The organism is Arenibacter echinorum (genome assembly GCF_003259375.1).
Lineage (GTDB): Bacteria > Bacteroidota > Bacteroidia > Flavobacteriales > Flavobacteriaceae > Arenibacter > Arenibacter echinorum.
The window spans coordinates 228,145-249,513 of sequence record NZ_QLLN01000004.1 but is presented as its reverse complement, the minus strand read 5'-3'; the positions used below and the strand labels follow the sequence as shown (position 1 = coordinate 249,513).

General features: G+C 40.0%; 15 protein-coding genes. 13 read left to right on the top strand and 2 right to left on the bottom strand.

Annotated features, from left to right (window positions below; translation table 11 throughout):
* The first annotated feature begins 268 nt into the window (after positions 1–268).
* The 4 genes from LV92_RS11600 to uxaC all read left to right on the top strand — a co-directional run bounded on the left by LV92_RS11600 (position 269) and on the right by uxaC (position 7,852).
* On the top strand, positions 269–3,304 hold the full coding sequence (locus tag LV92_RS11600; RefSeq protein WP_170126310.1) for a PAS domain S-box protein: 3,036 nt from the start codon (positions 269–271) through the stop codon (positions 3,302–3,304).
* A gap of 197 nt (positions 3,305–3,501) precedes the next feature.
* A complete protein-coding gene (locus tag LV92_RS11595) occupies positions 3,502–3,897 on the top strand; it encodes a response regulator (RefSeq protein ID WP_111623811.1) in 396 nt (131 codons plus the stop codon).
* A gap of 236 nt (positions 3,898–4,133) precedes the next feature.
* Positions 4,134–6,374, top strand: coding sequence for a DUF7133 domain-containing protein (locus LV92_RS11590; RefSeq protein WP_111623810.1), 2,241 nt, complete (start codon positions 4,134–4,136; stop codon positions 6,372–6,374).
* A 71-nt stretch (positions 6,375–6,445) separates the two neighbouring features.
* Positions 6,446–7,852, top strand: a complete 1,407-nt coding sequence (uxaC, locus tag LV92_RS11585) for a glucuronate isomerase (RefSeq protein ID WP_111623809.1) — start codon at positions 6,446–6,448, stop codon at positions 7,850–7,852.
* A 102-nt stretch (positions 7,853–7,954) separates the two neighbouring features.
* On the opposite strand, the gene LV92_RS11580 is transcribed toward uxaC, so the two are convergent.
* The gene (locus LV92_RS11580; RefSeq protein WP_111623808.1) at positions 7,955–8,872 is read right to left on the bottom strand and encodes a ThuA domain-containing protein; all 918 of its coding nucleotides are present in this window, start codon (positions 8,870–8,872) and stop codon (positions 7,955–7,957) included.
* Positions 8,873–8,881: 9 nt separating this feature from the next.
* Positions 8,882–9,898, bottom strand: a complete 1,017-nt coding sequence (locus LV92_RS11575) for a LacI family DNA-binding transcriptional regulator (RefSeq protein ID WP_111623807.1) — start codon at positions 9,896–9,898, stop codon at positions 8,882–8,884.
* A 478-nt stretch (positions 9,899–10,376) separates the two neighbouring features.
* Between LV92_RS11575 and LV92_RS11570 the strand changes: the two genes are divergently transcribed.
* The 9 genes from LV92_RS11570 (at position 10,377) to phnA (ending at position 21,367) form a co-directional block, all read left to right on the top strand.
* Positions 10,377–11,603 (top strand): DUF6807 domain-containing protein, encoded by a 1,227-nt coding sequence (locus LV92_RS11570; RefSeq protein ID WP_111623806.1) that lies wholly within the window; start codon positions 10,377–10,379, stop codon positions 11,601–11,603.
* A 70-nt stretch (positions 11,604–11,673) separates the two neighbouring features.
* A complete protein-coding gene (locus LV92_RS11565; protein WP_111623805.1) occupies positions 11,674–13,050 on the top strand; it encodes a Gfo/Idh/MocA family protein in 1,377 nt (458 codons plus the stop codon).
* A 101-nt stretch (positions 13,051–13,151) separates the two neighbouring features.
* Positions 13,152–14,528 carry a putative oxidoreductase C-terminal domain-containing protein gene (locus tag LV92_RS11560; RefSeq protein ID WP_111623804.1) on the top strand — a complete coding sequence of 459 codons (1,377 nt, stop codon included), beginning with the start codon at positions 13,152–13,154 and terminating at the stop codon, positions 14,526–14,528.
* 153 nt (positions 14,529–14,681) lie between these two features.
* The gene (locus LV92_RS11555; protein ID WP_111623803.1) at positions 14,682–15,500 is read left to right on the top strand and encodes an SDR family oxidoreductase; all 819 of its coding nucleotides are present in this window, start codon (positions 14,682–14,684) and stop codon (positions 15,498–15,500) included.
* 178 nt (positions 15,501–15,678) lie between these two features.
* Positions 15,679–16,881, top strand: coding sequence for a mannonate dehydratase (gene uxuA / locus LV92_RS11550; RefSeq protein ID WP_111623802.1), 1,203 nt, complete (start codon positions 15,679–15,681; stop codon positions 16,879–16,881).
* Positions 16,882–17,065: 184 nt separating this feature from the next.
* Positions 17,066–18,040 (top strand): TRAP transporter substrate-binding protein, encoded by a 975-nt coding sequence (locus tag LV92_RS11545; RefSeq protein ID WP_111624124.1) that lies wholly within the window; start codon positions 17,066–17,068, stop codon positions 18,038–18,040.
* On the top strand, positions 18,040–18,528 hold the full coding sequence (locus LV92_RS11540) for a TRAP transporter small permease (protein ID WP_111623801.1): 489 nt from the start codon (positions 18,040–18,042) through the stop codon (positions 18,526–18,528). The genes LV92_RS11545 and LV92_RS11540 overlap by 1 nt, the downstream gene beginning before the upstream one ends.
* Positions 18,518–19,828, top strand: coding sequence for a TRAP transporter large permease (locus LV92_RS11535; RefSeq protein ID WP_211322965.1), 1,311 nt, complete (start codon positions 18,518–18,520; stop codon positions 19,826–19,828). Before LV92_RS11540 ends, LV92_RS11535 begins: the two co-directional genes overlap by 11 nt.
* A 321-nt stretch (positions 19,829–20,149) precedes the next feature.
* A complete protein-coding gene (phnA, locus tag LV92_RS11530) occupies positions 20,150–21,367 on the top strand; it encodes a phosphonoacetate hydrolase (RefSeq protein WP_111623800.1) in 1,218 nt (405 codons plus the stop codon).
* Positions 21,368–21,369 lie beyond the last annotated feature (2 nt).

Here is a 21,369-nt window from a genome sequence, read left to right as displayed (position 1 = left end):
TTTGTTTATCTTTGACTATAATTGGTTAAAGCGCAATAATAGTAATTGGCCAATGCAATAGGGAAATCTGTTACGACTACAAGGTACTCCCCCTTTCCTTTCAAGTAGCAATTTAATGTCGCTAATAATGCGCCCCACGAGGCTGTGCATTGTCAGTTTTAGTGTGCATTATAATAATTCATTGGATTTCTGCGCAATATATTAAAATGCAGTTCCATCTTCCTTGGAATGATGAGAGGATTGTATGTATTATTTTAAGGATTATTTTATGCCAAAAAACAACATCACTGCACTCAAGAAAACATTTAATGATCTATTAAAAAAGGAAAATGATTTTTTCAATTTTGCGGGGGATAGTTTAGTGGATGGCCTATGGTGCTGGAATTTGCTACATCCCGAAAGAGGTTATATCAATGGTAAATTTTCACAATTACTCGGTTGCACTTCAAGCTCAAATATCGCCATTGAGATAGATTTTTTATCCTTGGTTCATGTCGAGGATTTGGATCGGATGCAAAGTTCTTGCCAAAGCCTTTTAACCAATTCCTGTAAAAAACCTTTGAATATTGATATCCGATTGAAACATGAGGACGGACATTATATTTGGTTAAACCTCAGGGGCAACATTGTTGCTGACGAATCCCCGGATTTCCAAGTGCTTATTGGGGCTGCATTATGTATACACAAGTACATAGAAAGCGAAAAGCAATTAAAGGTCAACAAGAATTATTACAAAAATGTGATCAAGGGCGCCAATATAGGGGTTTGGGAAGGTAACCTTGTTACGGGAATGGTTAAATGCAATGAAAGATGGGCGGATATAGTGGGATATACCTTGTCGGAGCTTCAACCTCTTACACGCGCCGATTTTATGAGATTGGTCCATCCAGAAGATGTTGATCAAATAAACGGAACCCTGGAAAAACATGTTAGGGCGAAAGGCATTTATGAGATAGAATTTAGAATGCTTCATAAAATGGGGCATTGGGTCTGGGTACTAAGTCGTGGAGAGGTTACCCAATATAGATTAAACGGGCTTCCTGAAATTGTGTCCGGTATTCATTACGATATAACCGGTCGCAAAACCAATGAAATATTGCTGAAAAAGTATAAGAATCTCTTTGAAAGGTCAAGTGAAGCGGCAAAAATTGGATATTGGGAAGTTGATCAAGAGGAAAGAACTATATTCTGGAGTAAGGTTGCCAGACAAATTCACGGGGTGTCCGAGGAATTTAGTCCAACACTGGAAAAAGGTTTGGATTCTTATTTGGAAGGCAAGCATCGGGATCGTTTAAAGTTGATTGTGGATAAGGCTCTATTGGCACCCATGGAGTTTGATGAGCAGTTACAATTAAAAACTCAAGACGGACACATAAAATGGGTAAGGGTAATAGGTGTCTCCGAACATAGGGGCAATGCGCGTGCAAAGTTGTACGGACTTATCCAGGATATTGATGAAATTAAAAAAGTCCAATTGGAAATTAGATTTAGGGAAGAGCAATTTAGGCAAACCTTTAATCATTCTGCCATCGGTATGGCCTTGATAAATAATGAGAATAAATTATTAAGGGCAAATAAAAGTTTTTGTCAAATTTTCGGTTATGACGAGGTAGAATTACGGGTAATGGATCTTGTGAACATAGCCCATCAGGACGACCTAAAAGTCAACAGAAAGTATATTGAGGAACTGTTCCATGGCATCCATAAATTTATTAAGCTAGAGCATAGGTTTATACACAAAAATGGATCGGTAATTTGGGCAAACATATCTATGTCCGCCATACATAATGATAAAGGGGATGTAATTCATTTTGTATCCCAAGTTCAGGATATAACAGACCGCAAACACAACGAACTGTTATTGGCTCATAACGCCGACATCATGCAACGCATTAATGAGGCCGTGCGGATAGGTATTTGGGAGCTCGATTTAGCGGATAAAACCGTTTACTGGAGTCCTACTATAAAAAAGATGGTTGGGGTGGCGGAAGATTATGTTCCAACTTTGGAGGAGGTTTATCCGTTTTTTCTGGAAGGGGAACATCGTGAAATCATCATTGAGTCTTTAAGGTTGGCAATGGATGAAGGAAAGGGTTTTGATCGTGAATTAAAAGTAGTTACCAAAACGAATAAGGTATTTTGGTCTAGGACCATCGCCATTCCTGAAGTCGTGAATGGAGAATGTGTTAGGCTTTACGGGTTTTTTCAAGATATTGACGAAGCAACCAGGACTACTAGGGAATTGGCCATAAAGGAGGAGGAGTTAAGGCAAACCTTTGAGCATGCCGCAATAGGTATGATTGTCATAGATTTGAATGGAAGATTGCGAAAGGCCAATCCAAAAATCTGTGAGATATTGGGTTATGGGGAAAAGGAAATTCTTGAAAAAACGGTATTGGATTTTGTTCACCCTGAGGATGCGGAAACAGCTAGAGTGCAATTTGAAAGGACCATTGCTACACATGTAGGATTTAAAATGGAGAAGCGCTGCAGGCATAGGAACGGAAGCTATATTTGGATTTATGAGGCTGTAGCCGCTGTAAAGAATGATAAGGGGGAACTCATGCATTTCGTGGCCCAAATCCAAGATATTTCGGATAAGAAGCAGTTGACCGAGAACTTAACGGAACATAACAACCGCCTAATCAATTTTGCCCATATTGTTTCCCATAACTTAAGGTCGCATACAAGCAACATTTCCATGCTTTTGGACCTTGCCCTGCAGGAAGATCCCAATATGGTTAAAAATGAATATTATCGAAAAATTAAACTAGTCTCGGATAACATGAACGAAACTATCCACCAGCTAAGCGAGATTGTGGAGATAAATTCAAAAGTGAGTTCAACCTTAACCTCTCAAAACTTATTAAAAAGTGTACAGAAGTCTATAAAGACAGTTGATCCAATAATCAAGAAAAACAATGCTAAAATCCATTTGAAGGTTGAAACCGATATTAATGTATTGGCAGTACATGCCTATATGGAGAGCATTATATTAAACCTGATTACCAATGCTATAAAATATAGATCTCCAGAACGACTTCCAGAATTGAAAATAACCGGTGGAATAAAGGGGGAATATGCTTTTTTGAGTTTTGAAGATAACGGCCTTGGGATCGATTTGGATCGGCATGGCTCCAAGCTTTTTGGGATGTACAAAACATTTCACAGTCACGCGGAAGCACGTGGCATCGGACTTTTTATCAGTAAGAATCAAATCGAAGCTATGGGAGGTAAGATCGAGGTAGAAAGTGAAATAAATAAAGGCACGAAATTCACAGCATATTTCAGGATTGTATTATAACATCTAATCGATTAGGCCGCAGGGGAATCGTGATTGTGACCCATCGTTAAAGCAATTTTATTTGGTATTTAACTTTTTGTTAATAAATATTAAAGGTCCTAGTTTAGAAAAATGATTTATATTAGTAACCAACGTATTCTATAGAGTATGGGGATTATACGTTTTTTAGGTGCATGAATAATTAATATACATAAGGAATGACGATTAATACCATATGCATTATTGATGACGATCCTATATTTGTTTTTGGTTCTAAAATTCTTTTAAAGAATAATAGTTTCGCATCCGATTTTCTTGTCTGTCAAAATGGGAAAGAAGCTTTGGATGTAATAGCACCTCTAATTGAATCAGAAGAAGGATTGCCGGAGGTTATTTTTTTGGACTTGAATATGCCCATAATGGACGGGTGGGAGTTTTTGGACGAGTTTGGTAAATTATCCGAGGAAAAAGACATTAGGATATATATTTTAAGCTCATCAGTAGATTCTAGGGACATGGAGCGCGCCAAAAAATATGGTATGGTCAATGGTTTTATAGCCAAGCCCCTGACCGATGCCAAAATTAAGGAATTGGCTCAAGAAATTGCAGGGTAGGGATTCCTCTTGCCTTTCAGTTTCACCACACCATCCCGGGCATTCCACATTTTGCTGGTCTTTAATTTTTGGCTTGGTTCTGTTAGTGTTATAATTGTAATATTCTCCAAATAAATAAAGGATTGTTCTGTTGGTCCGTTTTTTGCCAAATATATATTAATCCATTAGTATTTTAAATGCCTCTGTATTAATTTAGTGGCCTTGTCAAAATTTCAGAATACAAACCGCCAATATTAATGAGATTATCCTTTTGTTTATTTCTTTCTCTTTCGCTCATCGTTATTTCATGTAAACCGTCTTTCCATGAACCCCAAATTTCCCTGGAGGATTACAGGGTAGAAGAAGGTTTTGAACTGGAAATGGTTGCTTCCGAACCTCTTTTGACGGCTCCCGTAGCTCTAGATTTCGATTCCAAAGGCAGGATCTGGGTCGCTGAAATGACGGGATTTATGGTTAATTTGGAAGGGGATGGTGAAAATCTACCCAGTGGATCCATTAAAATTCTGGAAGATCTTGATAATGATGGAACTATGGACCATGCCAAAACGTTTTTGGACAGTCTGGTAATGCCAAGGGCGCTTGCCCTTGTGTATGGCGGGTTACTATACGCAGAATCCCCTAATCTTTGGTTTGTTGAAATTGAGAATGATAAGCCGGGAAACAGGGTACTGGTAGATTCTCTTTATGCTACTGTGGGCAACCCTGAACATCAACCCAATGGTTTATTGATGAATTTGGATAATTGGATCTACAATGCCAAATCTAATTTCAGGTACCAGCGTAAAGATGGAGTGTGGAAAAAGGAACCTACAACCAACAGAGGGCAGTGGGGTATTTCCCATGATAATTTTGGAAGGCTTTATTACAACAACAATTCTACCCAATTATTGGGCGATCATGTACTTCCAAATAGGTTGGTCCGCAATAAATATTTTGTTCCCAGAAAAGGGGTTGATGAAACTTTGACCAAAGATCAACGTGTTTATCCGCTTCATGCTGCCTCTGTGAATAGGGGATATGAAGAAGGGGTTTTAGACCAGGATAGTCTATTGGTCAATGTTACGGCGGCCTGCGGACCATTGGTCTACAGGGGAGGAATGTTCCCGGCTGATTATGATCAAAATGTCTTTGTTTGCGTACCTGAGGCCAATTTGATAAAAAGAAATATCCTATCCTTTTACGGAGATCGTGTTGAGGCCAAACAAGCCTGGCAGGGAAAAGAGTTTTTAGCCTCTACGGACGAAGGTTTCCGGCCAGTAAATTTATCCACTGGGCCGGATGGGAATATGTATGTTGTGGATATGCACCGGGGTGTAATTCAGCATTATGCATTTTTGAGCCCTTATTTAAAGAAAATATCGGCAGAGAAAAAATTGGATACCATATTGGATTATGGAAGGATATTAAGGGTTCGGGCCAAGGACAAGCAGGCAAGGGAAATTCCTGACCTGGAGACTTTATCTGTATCCCAATTGTTGGCTTCGTTGAAGGATTCCAATGGTTGGATACGTGATAGGGCCCAGCAATATTTGATCCACACAAATGATAAACGAGTTTTGCCTGAGCTCAAAAAAATGGCTTTGGACAATAAAAGCCCTTTGGCGCAATTGCACGCTCTCTATGTCTTAAAAGGTTTTAATGCACTTTCCTACGACTTCTTGCAACAATTGGCCCAAAGTGGTGGTCCGGAAGCTGCGTCACATGCTATTGTCCTAATGGAGGAATATGCCTCTGAAAAAAATGTGCCCAAAGCAAAAGTTCTTTTTGCCGAGCTGTTGAGAAGGAATGAACCCATGCTGGATCTATATCTGTCTACAACATTGGGAATTTGGGCCAAGTATGATCAAGATGTGTTTTTCCCTTTTATTTATGATTTGTCCAATAAGTATACAGATAATGTTATAGTTCAAGAGGCTATCCTAAGTGGTTCCGAAGGGGTAATGCCGGCATTGAAGATACAGTTGGATCAGATGGATAATTTGAAAAATACGGACCTAAATGTAATGACGGCCACAAGTTTGGAACGGCAAGAGAATAATAGGCCTAATTATATTTATTCAACCCAGGTTGCCAGGGCAGATTCCAGAACTAATGGAGCTGTACTTTTTCGACAGATATGTGCTTCCTGCCATTCCACTAGTGGAGAAGGTATCCACGGATTGGCACCGCCATTAGTGGGATCCGAATATATTTCCAACCATCTTGAACAATTGGGGCTTATTATTCTTCATGGGCTAAAAGGACCATTGCTAATAAATGGGGAATTGTATGATAACAACCATCAAATGCCGGGCCTTAAGTATAATAAAAATCTTTCCGATAAGGACATATCGGATATAATATCCTATGTGACCAATGCATTTTCTGTTAACCCTAAAGGGTTGAAACCAGACAAAATAAAGGAATTAAGGGAGGTTACGTCCAAAGACGGTATGGAATATACCGAAAAGGAATTGTACGAACAGATTGGAAAATAACCTTGGAAAATTTATCTGTATTCTAGGATAAAGTAGGTAGATTTAGAATTAAAAATAAATTCGGTAGTAAAATGAAGACTTTTATTAATGATGATTTTTTATTGCAGAGCGACTTTGCCAAAACTTTATATCACAATTATGCAAAGGAATTGCCCATAATTGATTATCACAATCACTTACCGCCCCAAGAAATTGATGGGAACCGGGTTTTTGAAAATATAAGTCAAGCTTGGTTGGCCGGAGATCACTATAAATGGAGGGCCATGCGCGCTTTTGGGATAGATGAACATTATATAACCGGCAATGCCACGGACAAAGAAAAGTTTCTTAAATGGGCAGATACGGTACCCTATACGGTAAGAAACCCTTTATATCATTGGACCCATTTGGAACTGCAGCGTTATTTTGGGGTGCAGGAGTTGCTGGGGCCTGGGAATGCCGAGGAAATATATGATCGTACTTCGGCAATGCTACAGCAAAGTTCCCATCATACCATAGGATTGTTGCAACAACAAAAAGTAGAGTCTCTATGTACTACTGACGAATCTATAGATTCCCTTCAATTTCATAAAAGCATTAAGCAAAAAGGGCTTTCTCCAAAAGTGTTTCCAACCTTCCGCCCGGATAAGACATTTGCCATAGAACAGGGGGCTGCCTATGTGGCCTATATGGAAAAATTGGGCCGGTCCGCGAACATTAACATTACTTCTTATATGGATTTGTTGGCAGCTTTGGAAAATCGTGTCGACTATTTTCATGAGCAGGGGGGTAGGCTGGCCGATCATGGGTTGGAACAGTTGTATTATTTCAAGGAAGGCACCTATAATGCGGAAAGTATATTTAAAAAAGTAATGGACGGGACAGTTATTTCTGAGCAAGAGGTCCAATATTTTAAGGCTCAGGTGTTGTTGTTTTTGGGAAGGAGTTATCACAAAAAAGGTTGGGTGCAACAATTTCATATTGGAGCTATCCGGGACAATAACAAAAGACTGTTGTCCAAATTGGGGCCTGATACCGGGTTCGATTCTATAGGCGATTTTTCACAGGCACGTGCATTGAGCGGTTTCTTGAACGAACTGGATGGAACAGATCAATTGGCAAAAACCATTATCTATAACCTGAATCCTGCCGACAATGAAGTAATAGCTACCATGGTAGGTAATTTTAATGACGGAAGCGTTAAGGGAAAGGTGCAGTTTGGCTCTGGATGGTGGTTTCTAGATCAGAAAGACGGAATGGAGAAACAAATGAATGTCTTATCCAATATGGGACTCTTAAGTTGTTTTGTTGGAATGCTGACCGATTCCAGGAGCTTTTTATCCTTTCCAAGACATGAATATTTTAGAAGGATCTTGTGCAACCTAATTGGGAATGATGTTGTAAATGGCGAGTTGCCTAAAGATGAAAAATTATTGGGAAAAATTGTGGGTGATATTTCCTATTACAACGCCAAAAACTTTTTCGATTTTAATAAATAAGAAGATTTAAAAAAGGTCTAGCGATTAGATATTGGGAAGAAAAAAAATGCGCAACTTTTAAAGTTGCGCATTTTTTTTTGAATATTAAGGATGGGGAATTTATCAAGGTTTTCCAATAGGACTATCGTCACATTCCAGATCTCCTACTACATATTGCATGCCATCCAAGAAGAACTGGAGCAGTTCCGGATTATCCATACTTTGGGCATTGTGGGACGGCGAGGTGTAAAATACCCTGCCCTTACCATGTCTTTTTATCCAGGAAACATATATTGTATTGTCACTGACTTCTTTCTTGACACCTTCAAGCTTGTCGGCTTCAATGTACAGCAGTGGTCTAAAATTATAATCGGAATAGGCATTGTTGAAGAAATAGGGCTCGTCCACATGGGTAAACCCATTTCCCTTAAAGGCTTGTACCATAGGGTGGTTCGGATTTACCTCCTTCAAATGCATTTCCTGTTGTTTGGGGTGGTAGTCAAAACTGCCCCCTGTCATTTTACTGAACTCCTTGGAGTTGTTTTGTACCGTAATTGCTCCATGCAGAATCATTAGGCCTCCACCTTTGGATACATAATCCATCAGGTTCTTTTCATATTGTGTCGATAATTCGGTAATCCTTTGGTCATCAAGGTTAGAATTTTTCTTGAGAAGGTCCCAAAATAAATCGCGTTTAGGACCTGCCGGATTGGAATTGTTTAGGATTACGGCATCGAATTGTTTTAAATTTTTTTTCTCAAAACTGTCAATATCCCTGGCAATGGTAACCTCAAAGGCGCTGGATTTTGTCGCTAAAATTTTTAGCATTTCATCATTGTGGGGAATGGTCCAATGGTAAAATCCCGTGTGTTGTGAAAAAACCAATATTTTTTTTACCTCCGTCTTAACTCTTGGGGCGGACGGTGCCAAAGATTCTATTTTGGCAAGCCATTGTTCCGTTATTGGAAATTCTTGAATTCCTTGGGCGGAAATTGTTCCAACAAAAAGAAGGGTGATTAGGGTGTAAGCTACTTTGTTCATTGATAATATTTATTTAAGTGATGATTCTCTGATTATTAATTCATGCCTTAGGGTAATCGAGTTGGCGGCCTGAAAGTCGATACTCCCGTTCAACTGACTTATTACACTTTGTCCTGCTAAAATTCCCATTTCGTAACCAGGGTAATTAATGGTGGATAAAGTGGGGGTAACTAAATCCGATATTGGGTCATTGTTAAAGCCGACTATTTTTATGTCCTGTGGAATTTTATAATTCTCTTTTTTTAATTCTTTTAAACAGTGTGCTGCAAAGGAATCGTTGGCCACGAACAGACCGTCAAAAGGTATGCCGGTATCTTTAATATGGGTTATAGCTTGTTTAACACTACCGGGACTAAGGTCGGATTCCAGTAAGTTGGCATTGTTAAATATTAAATTGTGTTTTGCCACCGCTTCCTGAAACCCTTTTAATCGTTCTGAATAAACGTTTTGTTTAAGGTTTCCGCTAATATAAAGAAGATTTTTGCAGCCTTGGGCTATCAAATGCTCGGTGGCCACAAATCCAGCCAATTTGTTGTCGATTATTATGGTGGAACAATTGGGTAAATTGGTTACCCTATCAATAAATATAAGGGGTATTTTGTTTTTAATATAATTTGCAAAATGATCAAAATTGGAAGTGTCGTAGGCCAATGATACCAAAAGGGCATCAACTCCACTGTCGTAGAGGGTTTTTGCATTTATTTTTTCTTTCTCCATGGACTCTAAAGACTGACTTATAATCAAATTATAGCCGGCCTCATTGGCTATTTTTTCAATCCCCGCAAGAACGGTGGACATAAAGATGGAATTGAGCTTGGGGACAATGACTCCAATGGTATTGGACTTCTGTTTGCTGAGGTTTACTGCAAATTTATTGGTTTTGTAGCCCAGTTCATTGGCTTTTGAAATTACACGATCCTTGGTTTTTTGGCTTATGGATGGATGGTCGTTTAGACTCCTGCTTACGGTTCCGGCGGAAACACCTAGTGTTTTTGCCAAATCGTAAATAGTTATTCTTTTGTCCATAGCGTTATTTGTTGCTCAAAAATGCAACAATAATACGAATAAAATATAATTATCAAATCACCTAAAAGAAATAGGAATAATATTATGTATAAATTTAGGTTTTAAAAGGAAAAAGTTGAATATAATTGGCATTTTTAACGAAAATTGATAATTATAGTTATGCAATCGGTTGCGTAATACCTTGCTATTATTTAGATTTGTCTGAATTGGAACCATTTTATAGATTTATTACTTGTTACAATCATTATATGATCAATCAATTTCAGAAATTTCTGTATTGAATATTAGTGAACAGGTTGGGTCATAGCTTTGTAAGTGATTTAACCCAAAGTGATTTTTTGTAAGATGTATTACCGGTAATTGGAAAGGGGCTCCGGGAGGTCGGGTTCATCCAAAGTCCTTGTCGCTATATCTAATTGATATTAGTTTAATGGAGTTAATTTGATTTTGTAAATTCCATCCTTTAAACCTATTTTAAATGAAGTATGTATTTTTTGGTTATGTTTTATTACTGTTGCAGTCATGTAACCATAGTGAATCATATAGGTTTAATATAGCGGAAAAGGATGGTATTTCACAGGCCTCACCTGTCTCAGTACCGTTGGAAAGTTTAGGTAACGTTGATTGGGCTACTTTGGGTAATATGTCTTTGACCTATGAAGGCCGTAAAGTTCCCTTCCAATTGGATGAAAATGGGAAATCCCTTTGGATTTTACATGCACCTCAAAATACCGCTGAATATAAACTTGAAAAAGCCGAGGGGGACACAGCGGATACTACTTTAATAAAAGTCAACAAAAACAATGGAAACCTTCAATTGTTGAAAGGTTCCGTTCCGTTGCTAACCTATAGATATGGAATGACCTATCCTCCAGAAGGTGTGGATTCCATCTTTCGGAAATCCGGATACCTCCATCCTTTGCTTTCTCCCTCGGGAGATACCCTTAGCCGAATTCAACCTCCGGACCATTACCATCATTATGGCATATGGGGGCCGTGGACACATACCCAGATTGAGGGGGAACGCGTCGACTTTTGGAATTTGGTGGAACGACAAGGGACGGTCCTTTTTAAGGATTTTAATGATACTTATTCTGGAGTCGTATATGGAGGTTTCAATGCCCGTCAAGAACATATTAATTTAAAAGCTTCCGAGGATAACCGAATAGCCTTGAACGAAGATTTGGACGTTAAGGTGTGGGACTTGGATCGCCCGGATAGGTATATGGTAGATTACACATCTAATTTTTCTTCCCCCTTAAAGAACGGTATTCTTTTTGAAGCCTATCGCTATGGAGGAGGTTTAGGAATGCGTTTTACGGAACGCTGGCATAAGGATAATTGTTCCGTGCTTACTTCGGAAGGCAACGATCGCCTCACCGCTGATGGTACCAACGCCCGCTGGTGTATGGTAACCGGGGAGTCTGCAGATGGTAAGGGAACCAATGGTGTTTTGTTTTTAAGTTATCCGGAAAATAGGTCCCACCCAGAGCCAATGCGTATATGGCCCATTGATGGAAATGGGGGCAGGGGAGATATGTTTTTCGAATTTTGCCCGATACGTCATGAGGAATGGAAAATTGAGCCCAATACAGACTACAGTCTAAAATATAGGATGGTGGTTTTTGATGGCGAACTTACGGCTGAGGAAGCGGAATCTTATTGGAAGAGTTTTGCGGAGATGCCCAGAATTGTTAATAATTAAATATGGGGACAGGGGGGAATACCCGTGTTTTCAACCAAATAATTTGTGAATTAAATTAAAATCAAAAAAGATGCAAAGAAGAAAGTTCATTAATAACTCCCTATTGACCACTGCAGCCGTGGTTGGATTTCCAACCATAGTTCCTGCTAGTGTATTTGGAAAAAATGCTCCCAGTAACAAGATCAATATAGGGCAAATTGGTTGTGGACGTATTGCCCGCGACCATGATATTCACGATACCATTAGATTTGATCAATCCCGCTATGTCGCTGTCTGTGATCTGGATTCCAAAAGGGCTGCCGACGCTAAGGTTTTGGTAGATAAATTCTACAAGGAAAAAACTGGGAAGGACAAATATATGGACACCAAAATCTACGATGATTATCGCGAAATGTTACTTAATAAGGACATTGATGCGGTAGTAATCAGTACTCCGGACCACTGGCATTCCCAGCCGGCCATGGAGGCAGCCCTGGCAGGAAAGGATATATACCTTCAAAAGCCTACATCGCTTACGGTAAGGGAAGGCCAACAGTTGCGTCAAGCCGTTCAGAAAACGGGCGTAATACTTCAGGTAGGAACCCAGCAAAGGGCAATGCCCCAATTTAGGGTCGCGGCCGAGTTGGTCAGAAATGGACGCATAGGTAAAATACATACCGTTAAGATAGGGCTTCCAGGTGATCCGGCCGGACCGGATGCGCCTGCAATGTCAGTGCCTAAAAATTTGAATTTTGATATGTGGTTGGGGTCAACCCCAGAAGTTCCCTACACCGAAATCGGAGTTCACCCGCAACAGGATTACAGTAGACCGGGTTGGCTTCGACTAAGAAGCTACGGTGCAGGAATGATCACCGGTTGGGGACAACACCATTATGATTCCGCGGCATGGGGAATGGATACCGAACTTTCAGGGCCGAAATCTGTAGAGGCTTTGGCAGAGTTTCCAAAATCAGGCCTGTGGAACGTACATGGCGATTTCTTTGTGAAACACCAATATGACAACGGAATTACAGTTTATACCAGTGGTGGTTATACCAACGGAATACGTTATGAGGGTACGGACGGTTGGATCTTCGTGTCTCGCGGGGCTTATCAAGCTTCAGCCTCCGATCCTGTAGATCAGGAAAAGAGCAGTAAAGCCCTTAATGCCTCCGACCCTAAAATATTGGAATCGGTAATTGCAGATAACGAAATTCATTTGGAGAAGATCGATGATCAGCACGGTAACTGGTTGGATTGTATTAAAACAAGAAAAGCACCTATTTCACCAATTGAAAAAGGACATAAGGCCTGTGTAACTTGTTTGATCAGTGATATCGCCATGCAATTCGATAGAAAACTGGAGTGGGACAACGCGAAAGAAATGTTTATTAACGATGATGAAGCTAATGCCATGTTGCATAGGGACCAGAGAAAACCTTATGGGACCGACTTTGTGAAAGTTTAGGAAACATGTTATATATTTAATGATGTGAAAATAATCCCTCCTTTGGTCAAAAATAGGTTGAACAATGGAGGGCTTGTTGTTATCCATAATAAATTTAAAAAATGAAGTATAACGTATTAGCCCTATTGGTAGTCTTATGTCTAGGTTGCGGGGAAAGTAAAAAGGAGGTGAAATCAACTATGGACGCTAATCCTGATCAGGTTAGATTAATGACCTTGGATCCAGGGCATTTTCATGCGGCCTTGGTCCAAAAAACGATGTATAAGGGAGTAGACTCCGCCATCTATGTTTTTGCACCCGAAGGGCCAGAGGTAAACGATTTTTTGAATAAAATTGAATCCTACAATACAAGGTCCGATAACCCCACACATTGGAAGGTGGATAGTTATTTTGGAGCTGATTATTTAGAAAAAATGATTGCCCAAAAACCGGGCAATGTCATGGTTGTCGCAGGTAAGAACTCCAAAAAGATAGACTATATTTTGGCAGCTGTGAAGGCTGGGTTGAACGTTTATGCCGATAAGCCTTTGGTAATCAACCCAGAGGGATTCCAGAAATTGGAGGAGGCCTTCAAAATTGCAGAAGAAAAAGGGGTAATGATCTATGATATTATGACAGAGCGTTTTGAGGTTACCACTGGAATGCAAAGGCAGTTTTCCATTTTGCCGGAGGTCTTTGGTCAAGTCTTGGAGGGAAGCTCGGAAGAACCGGCCATCATAAAGGAAAGTGTGCATCATTTCTTCAAGTACGTTTCAGGACAGCCACTGGTTAGACCGGCATGGTTTTTTGATGTGAATGAAGAGGGTGAAGGAATTGTGGATGTAACCACCCACTTGGTAGATTTGGTGCAATGGGAGCTTTTTCCGGATGAGATTATTAATCGCACGGACATAGAAATGGTTCAGGCAAAGCGTTGGCCAACAGTCTTGACCCTAGAGGAATTTAAAAGGGTTACCGGCTTGGAGAGTTACCCGGATTACCTTCAAAAGGATTTGGATGGAGATAAACTTAAGGTGTACTGCAATGGGGAAATGTTGTATAAAATTAAAGGCAAGTATGCCAAGGTTTCTGTGATATGGAATTATGAGGCGCCCGAAGGAACAGGGGATACCCATTATAGTATTATGAGAGGGACTAAAAGTGACCTTATCATTAAACAGGGGGAGGAAGAAAATTATAAGCCTACTTTATATATCAAATCCAAGGATGGGGAAAATTTTGATAATGTCATTACCGAGGCAATAGAACAGCATATAGACTCGAAGTTTGCGGGTACCAAAGCGGAAAAAGTATCTGAGGATATGTGGAAAATCAATATTCCCGATGAATTTAAAATTGGTCATGAGGCACATTTTGCCCAAGTAACCCAAAATTATTTACGGTATTTGGAAGAGGGTAAATTGCCCGCTTGGGAGGTGCCCAATATGATTACCAAGTATTACACAACCATTGAAGGTTATAAAATGGCAAAAAAATAAGACCCTGAAATATTTATTAAGACGTAAAGGTATTTGCTGAACTAGGCAAATCTTTGCGCAATTGGCCAAGGGTAAATATTGGATATTATGTTTATTATTGGCCCTTGTGTTATATTTGGGTTTTGCTAAAATAGAATTATAAAAATAGAATTGATGAGTGAACTTTTTTCGATTGAAAATAAAATTTATGCCTTATCCGGTGCAACTGGCACTTTAGGAGGGTCAATTGCCAAGTATCTAGTAGAAAACGGGGCCAAGGTGTTGCTCTTGGGCAGGTCCTTGGATAAACTGGAGGAAAAGTGCAAGGAATTGAATGCAATTGCTTCCAATAGTTCACATTTGTTCGTTTTGGATGTGATGGACGAAAAGCAATTAGCAGAACTTAAGGACACTATTGTTTCCAAGTTTGAAAGATTGGACGGACTGGTGAATTTGGCAGGAGGAAACATCCCTGGGGCTACTTTAAAACCTGATCAGACAATTTACGATATTGAGCTTGGAGATACCCAAAAAGTAGTGGACATAAATCTGTTCGGTACCGTAATCCCAACCATAGTGCTAAGTGAAATAATGGCAAAACAAGGCTTTGGATCTATAGTAAATATATCTTCAATGGCAGCCAAACAGACCATTTCACGAGTGTTGGGATATTCCATGGCCAAAGCAGGAGTGGATATCTTTACTAAATGGATGGCCAATGAACTGGCGTCTAAGTTTAGTGATAAGATAAGGGTGAATGCCATTGCACCCGGTTTTTTCATCGGAAATCAGAACAGAAGACTTTTGACCAATGAAGACGGTTCCTTTACAGATAGGGGAGAAAAAATTATTACCAATACCCCTATGGGCCGTTTTGGGGATGCATCTGAACTTAATGGAATGGTGCATTATCTTCTCAGTGACGCCTCTTCCTTTGTGACTGGTACCATTTATGATATCGACGGAGGTTTTAGTTCCTTCTCAGGGGTATGATTTTTGCAAGTTAAAACACAACACTATATATTAGAAGGTAGATCAAATTCCCCTCATTAGAGGGTTAGGGGTGTGTATTCACACATGGAGGGATTGCCTTGAGTATTTTGTTATGTTAAGAATACTGTCCGCAAGTCTTCATTATTACAAAGAAATAACTTTTTAATAAGGCATATAATTGAAATATTTAAAAAAAACACTAAGGTGGTTCGGGCCCAGTTTTGGAGTGTCCCTAAAGGATATCAAGGAACTAGGTGTGGACGGCGTGGTCACGGCATGTCACCAAGTGCCCATTGGAGAGGTTTGGTCTTCTGAAGTCATTAGAGGTGTCCAAAAAGAAATAGAGTCCAATGGCCTGGAATGGTCCGTTGTGGAAAGTGTTAATATACACAAAGCTATTAAATACGGCCTTCCGGAAAGGGATTTGTATATTAGGAATTATATTGAAACCCTCCAAAATTTAGCAGAAAACAACATTAGGGTGGTCTGCTATAATTTTATGCAATTGATAGATTGGACCCGTACACATTTGGATTTTGTACTTCCAACAGGGGCTATAAGTTTATTGTACGACCCTGTGGCTATTGCTGCTTTTGATTTGTATATCCTGCAAAGGGATAAGGCGGCTGAGGTCTATGGTGGTGAAATGCTCCATAAGGCCGAAAAGTATTATAATGCATTGGACCAGCAGGGACGTGAGCTGCTAAAAAGTGCTATATTGGCAGGGATGCCTGGTTCCAAAGTGGCCATTCCACTTGGCGATTTTAAGACCACCTTGGAAGAGGTTAGTAAGATAGAAAAGTCCGTGCTTAGGGAAAATTTGGCTTATTTTTTAAAAGCGGTTATTCCGGAGGCCGAAAAGCTGGGTATAAAACTGGCCCTTCATCCGGATGACCCACCATTTCCCGTATTTGGAATACCCCGGATAGCCTCTACCTATGAGGATTTAAAGTATATTTTGGATTGTTTTCCTTCACCCAGTAACGGATTAACCTTTTGCTCCGGTTCTTTGGGTGCGGTAGACTCCAACGACCTTCTTAAAATTATCAGGGATTTTGGACCCCAAATTCATTTTTTACATCTAAGAAATGTGTCTAGGGAAGAAGACGGTAGATTTTATGAAGCTGCCCATTTGGATGGGTCCATACCTATGCCCAAGATAATGCTGGAGATTGTTAAGGAACAATTAAGGAGAAATGAAAGTGGATTTGGGGAGGTAGCCATTCCCATCAGGCCAGATCACGGACATGTTTTGTTGGATGATAAAAAAAGAAAAGACGAGTTCTACTCAGGATATTCGCTAATTGGAAGGGCTATTGGTATGGCCGAACTCTATGGCCTGGAAAAGGGCATTAGGGAAATGTTGTTAATGCCAGATTAGTAAATCTGTAAAACAGAGGTGTAATTGTTGATAAAGATGCAAGTAATTTGCTATTATTGTTGTGAATTGTTGTTGAATTTTAAAAAAAGAGTATTTTTAAGGTTTGGAAATAAAATATAAAAGTCAATTGCGTTAACGTTAACGTCCAATTAAAAAAATGTATATGCAAGTTTATAAATCCCTAATGAGAAAATTAGTTGTTACAATTGGTGTTTTGGCATGTTTAGGTTTATATTCTTGTTCAGAAATTACAGATCACAAAACCTTATTCTTTGCCCACTCCCTGCCAATAACCCATCCGGTACATAAAGGAATATTGGCCATGCAAGAGGCCCTTTATGAAAAATCGGGCGGAAAGTTGCAGATCAAGATATTTCCCGATGGCCAGTTGGGAACAGAAAGGGAGGTCTTGGAATTATTGCAGATAGGCAGTGTGGCAATGACCAAGGTAAGTGCGGCCTCCATGTCCAGTTTTTCACCGGAATATAGGGTCTTGGGAGTTCCTTACTTGTTTAGGGACAGTGAACATATGTTCGGGGTATTGGAAGGGCCTATAGGCAAGGAACTTTTGGAAGGGGGCAGCGAATACCTGCTTCGCGGTCTCTGTTTTTATGATGCCGGGAGTAGAAGCTTCTATACCTTGGACGGATTTATAAAGACGCCAGAGGATTTAAAGGGTAAAAAGATTAGGGTAATGAACGACCAAATGGCCGTTAATATGGTAAACGACCTAGGTGGCTCTGCCACCCCTATGGCCTATGGTGAGCTATATACCGCTTTGCAACAACGAGTGGTGGATGGTGCGGAGAACAATGTTCCTTCATTTGTGACTTCAAATCACTATGAGGTGTGTAAATTTTATACGCTTGACCAACACAGTATGGTACCCGATGTTGTTGTGGTAGGCACCAAGTTTTGGGATACTTTGAGTGATTTAGAAAAGGGTTGGTTACAGGATGCGGCGGACGATAGTGTGAAAAAACAAAAAATATATTGGCAGGAAACCGTAAAAGAAGGCATGGAAATCTTGGAAAAGGCCAATGTGCAAATTTATAATCCTGATAAAAGTCCCTTCGTAGAAAAGACCAAGCCTATTTTGGAGGAATTGATGCAGGACCCAAAGATGAAAAAAATAATCGACCAAATTAACAATCAATAATGCATACGACTTACAGAATATTGAATAAGGCCATTGAAGGATTGTTGGTACTAATATTTAGTTTATTGGTACTGGACGTTGTTTGGCAGGTAGTTTCCCGATATGTGGTGGGCCAATCCAGCTCCTTTACCGAGGAGTTTGCCAGATTTTCATTGATCTGGTTAACGGTTTTGGGAGCCGCTTATATCAACGGACAGAAGGAAGGACATCTGTCCATGGATTTTTTATTGTCCAAACTTACGGCAGACAAACAAAAAAGGAGACATAGAATAATACAGATAGTGATGGCTGTTTTCGCCTTGGTCATTATGGTTATTGGCGGAGGTAATTTGGTGTATACCACCTTAAAGTTGGGGCAGTTATCCCCGGCTTTATTGGTGCCGCTGGGCTATGTTTACGCCATAGTGCCTATTTGTGGTCTTATGATCATTTTCTTTTCCGTGTATCACATTAAAATAACCTTTAACGCCAATAACAATGAGTATTGAAACCATAAGTATCATAGTATTGTTTATTAGTTTTATGGGCTTATTGGCCTATGGCGTTCCTGTGGCATATGCCATCGGAATATCTACAACTATCACCTTATTGATCAATATAGCCTATATGCCCGCTACAACAACTGTTAGCCAGAGAATGACAACGGGTATCGATAATTTTGCGTTATTGGCCATTCCCTTCTTTATACTTGCTGGGGAAATAATGAACCGGGGCGGCATTGCCAATCGTTTGATCGACTTTGCAAAATCGCTTATCGGAAGTTTACCGGGTGGGTTGGCATATGTAAATATAATTTCCGCTATGTTGTTCGGGGCCATATCAGGGTCTGCTATTGCAGCGGCATCGGCCATTGGCAGTACCTTAACCGAAAAAATGGCGAAAGATGGGTATCCTAGGGAGTTTAGTGCTGCCGTAAATATCAGTGCCTCAACAACGGGTCTTTTGATTCCGCCCAGTAACGTCTTAATAATTTTCGCCCTGGCCAGTGGAGGCACCGCATCGGTAGCTGCACTGTTTATTGCAGGATATATACCCGGAATTTTGGTAGGTCTTGCAATTATGTTGATGGTCTATTTTTATGCTAGAAAAAAGGGTTTGCCCAAAGAAGAAAGGGTAAGTTTTAAAAAGCTGTTCCACGATTTCAAGAACGCCATATTAAGTTTGACCTTATTGGTTATCGTGGTTGGTGGAATTGTAGCCGGAATATTCACAGCAACTGAGGCCGCGGCAATTGCCGTAGTTTATGCCATTTTACTCGGATTTGTTAACAAAGAGCTTAAGTTTAGTGATTTTAGGCCAATCCTGCTAAGGAGTGCCAAGACCACCGCTATTGTTATGTTTTTAATTTCAACTTCCATGGCCATGTCCTGGTTGTTCTCGTTCGAGTCGATTCCGCAGTCGTTGACAGGCTTCCTTTTGGAATCGGTTAAAAACCCTTTATTGGTATTGCTCTTTATCAATATCACTTTGCTTGTGGTAGGTACGTTTATGGATATGACCCCCGCGGTACTTATTTTTACACCTATATTTTTACCCGTAGTTATGGCATTGGGAATGCATCCAGTTCAATTTGGGATGGTAATCGTTCTCAATTTGTGTATAGGGGTCTGTACTCCTCCTGTGGGAACCTTATTGTTTGTGGGTAGTGGTGTTGCCAAGGTGCCGGTCACAAAAGTGATCAAACCATTATTGCCCCTTTTGGGAGCAATGACTGCTGTATTGTTGATCCTAACTTATGTTCCGGAACTTTCTTTGTGGCTTCCCAGAGCTTTTGGGTTGATCGATTAATAAGGATACATGTATAAAATTTTGCAAGTCCCTATTTCTTAAATGAAATGGGGATTTTTTTTAGGCCTTGTTGGTCTAGGACTGTCCTATTTTTATTGGAAAAGAATGGCAGTTTTATACCAAGAATTTAGTGTTTAGCTAACGATAAATTAATTTCAAATTAGCTGGTTTACTTCATATTAAATTGATTTTTGTTAGGCAATTACACTCATCTTGTCCTTGCTTAAGTATCATTTATTTTTAATCACAAAAATTATCCTATTAGTAAATATTTTGTACTTTAGTGCAAATTTAATGAGAAACTCAAAGACTTTTTAAAACATGAAGATTAACGACAGAAATTACCCTAAGCAAAAGCAGACCATTATAGGAATATGTATGGATGGAACTTCTTATCCATATTATGAAGGAGCCAAGGAGGTAATGCCCAATTTGCAAAGGTTTATTAAGGAAGGTTCCATGGGAATGGTAAAAAGTGTGATCCCATCCTTTACAAATCCGAACAATATGGCCATTGTTACAGGGGTTACACCTAAGGTGAACGGAATTTGCGGGAATTTTTATTGGGATACCGAGCTTCAGGAAGAGGTAATGATGAACGACCCTAAGTATCTAAAGGTGCCAACCATTTTATCAGAGTTAAGTAAAAATGGAAGAAAAGTGGCAGTGGTTACCGCCAAGGATAAGTTGCGAAAAATGCTTGCCCACAATTTGGATGGTATCTGCTTTTCGGCAGAATTTGCCAATCAGGCCACTTTGGAGGAAAACGGTATTGAAAACGTGGAGCAAGGATTAATGGGCAAGGAAAGACCAGGTATCTATGATCCCTATATTTCTGTGTACTGCATTGAGGCCGGTGCCAAATTGTTAAAGCGCGAACATTTTGATGTAATGTATTTAACAACAACCGATTTCGTGCAGCATAAATATGCTCCCGGAAGTCCGGATGCGAACGATTTCTTATCTAAAATAGACTTTTGGTTAGGGGAATTGGACAAGTTGGGTGCCATTATCGGGGTTACCGCCGATCATGGTATGCAGGCCAAGACCAATCCAGATGGCAGTCCTAAAGTGCAGTTTATAGAACAACTTTTGGATGCCCAGAATATAAAATCGAGGGTGATTTTGCCTATCACTGATCCCTATGTTGTTCATCATGGGGCCTTGGGAGGTTATGGCACATTGTATTTGGAAGATAAATCCCAGTTGCAGGCCGCCAAGGACTATTTGTTGTCCCTGGACGGAATAGAAAAGGTACTTACCAATTCCGAAGCCGTTAAGGAATACGAACTTCCGGGAGATAGAATTGGAGATTTGGTTGTATTGGCAGATTCGGCCACTACCATTGGTAGGACACCTGATTGGCACGAATTGGATAAGGTTAAGGAAGGCTTGCGCTCACATGGGGGAGAGCATTGTCAAGTGGTGCCCATGATTTTCAATAAGAAATTGAACGCCGAATACAGTGAAAAATTGGCGTCCGGCGCTAGTAGGAACTTCGATTTGTTCCACTTTTTGAGCAACGGATTCTCCAACTAAAC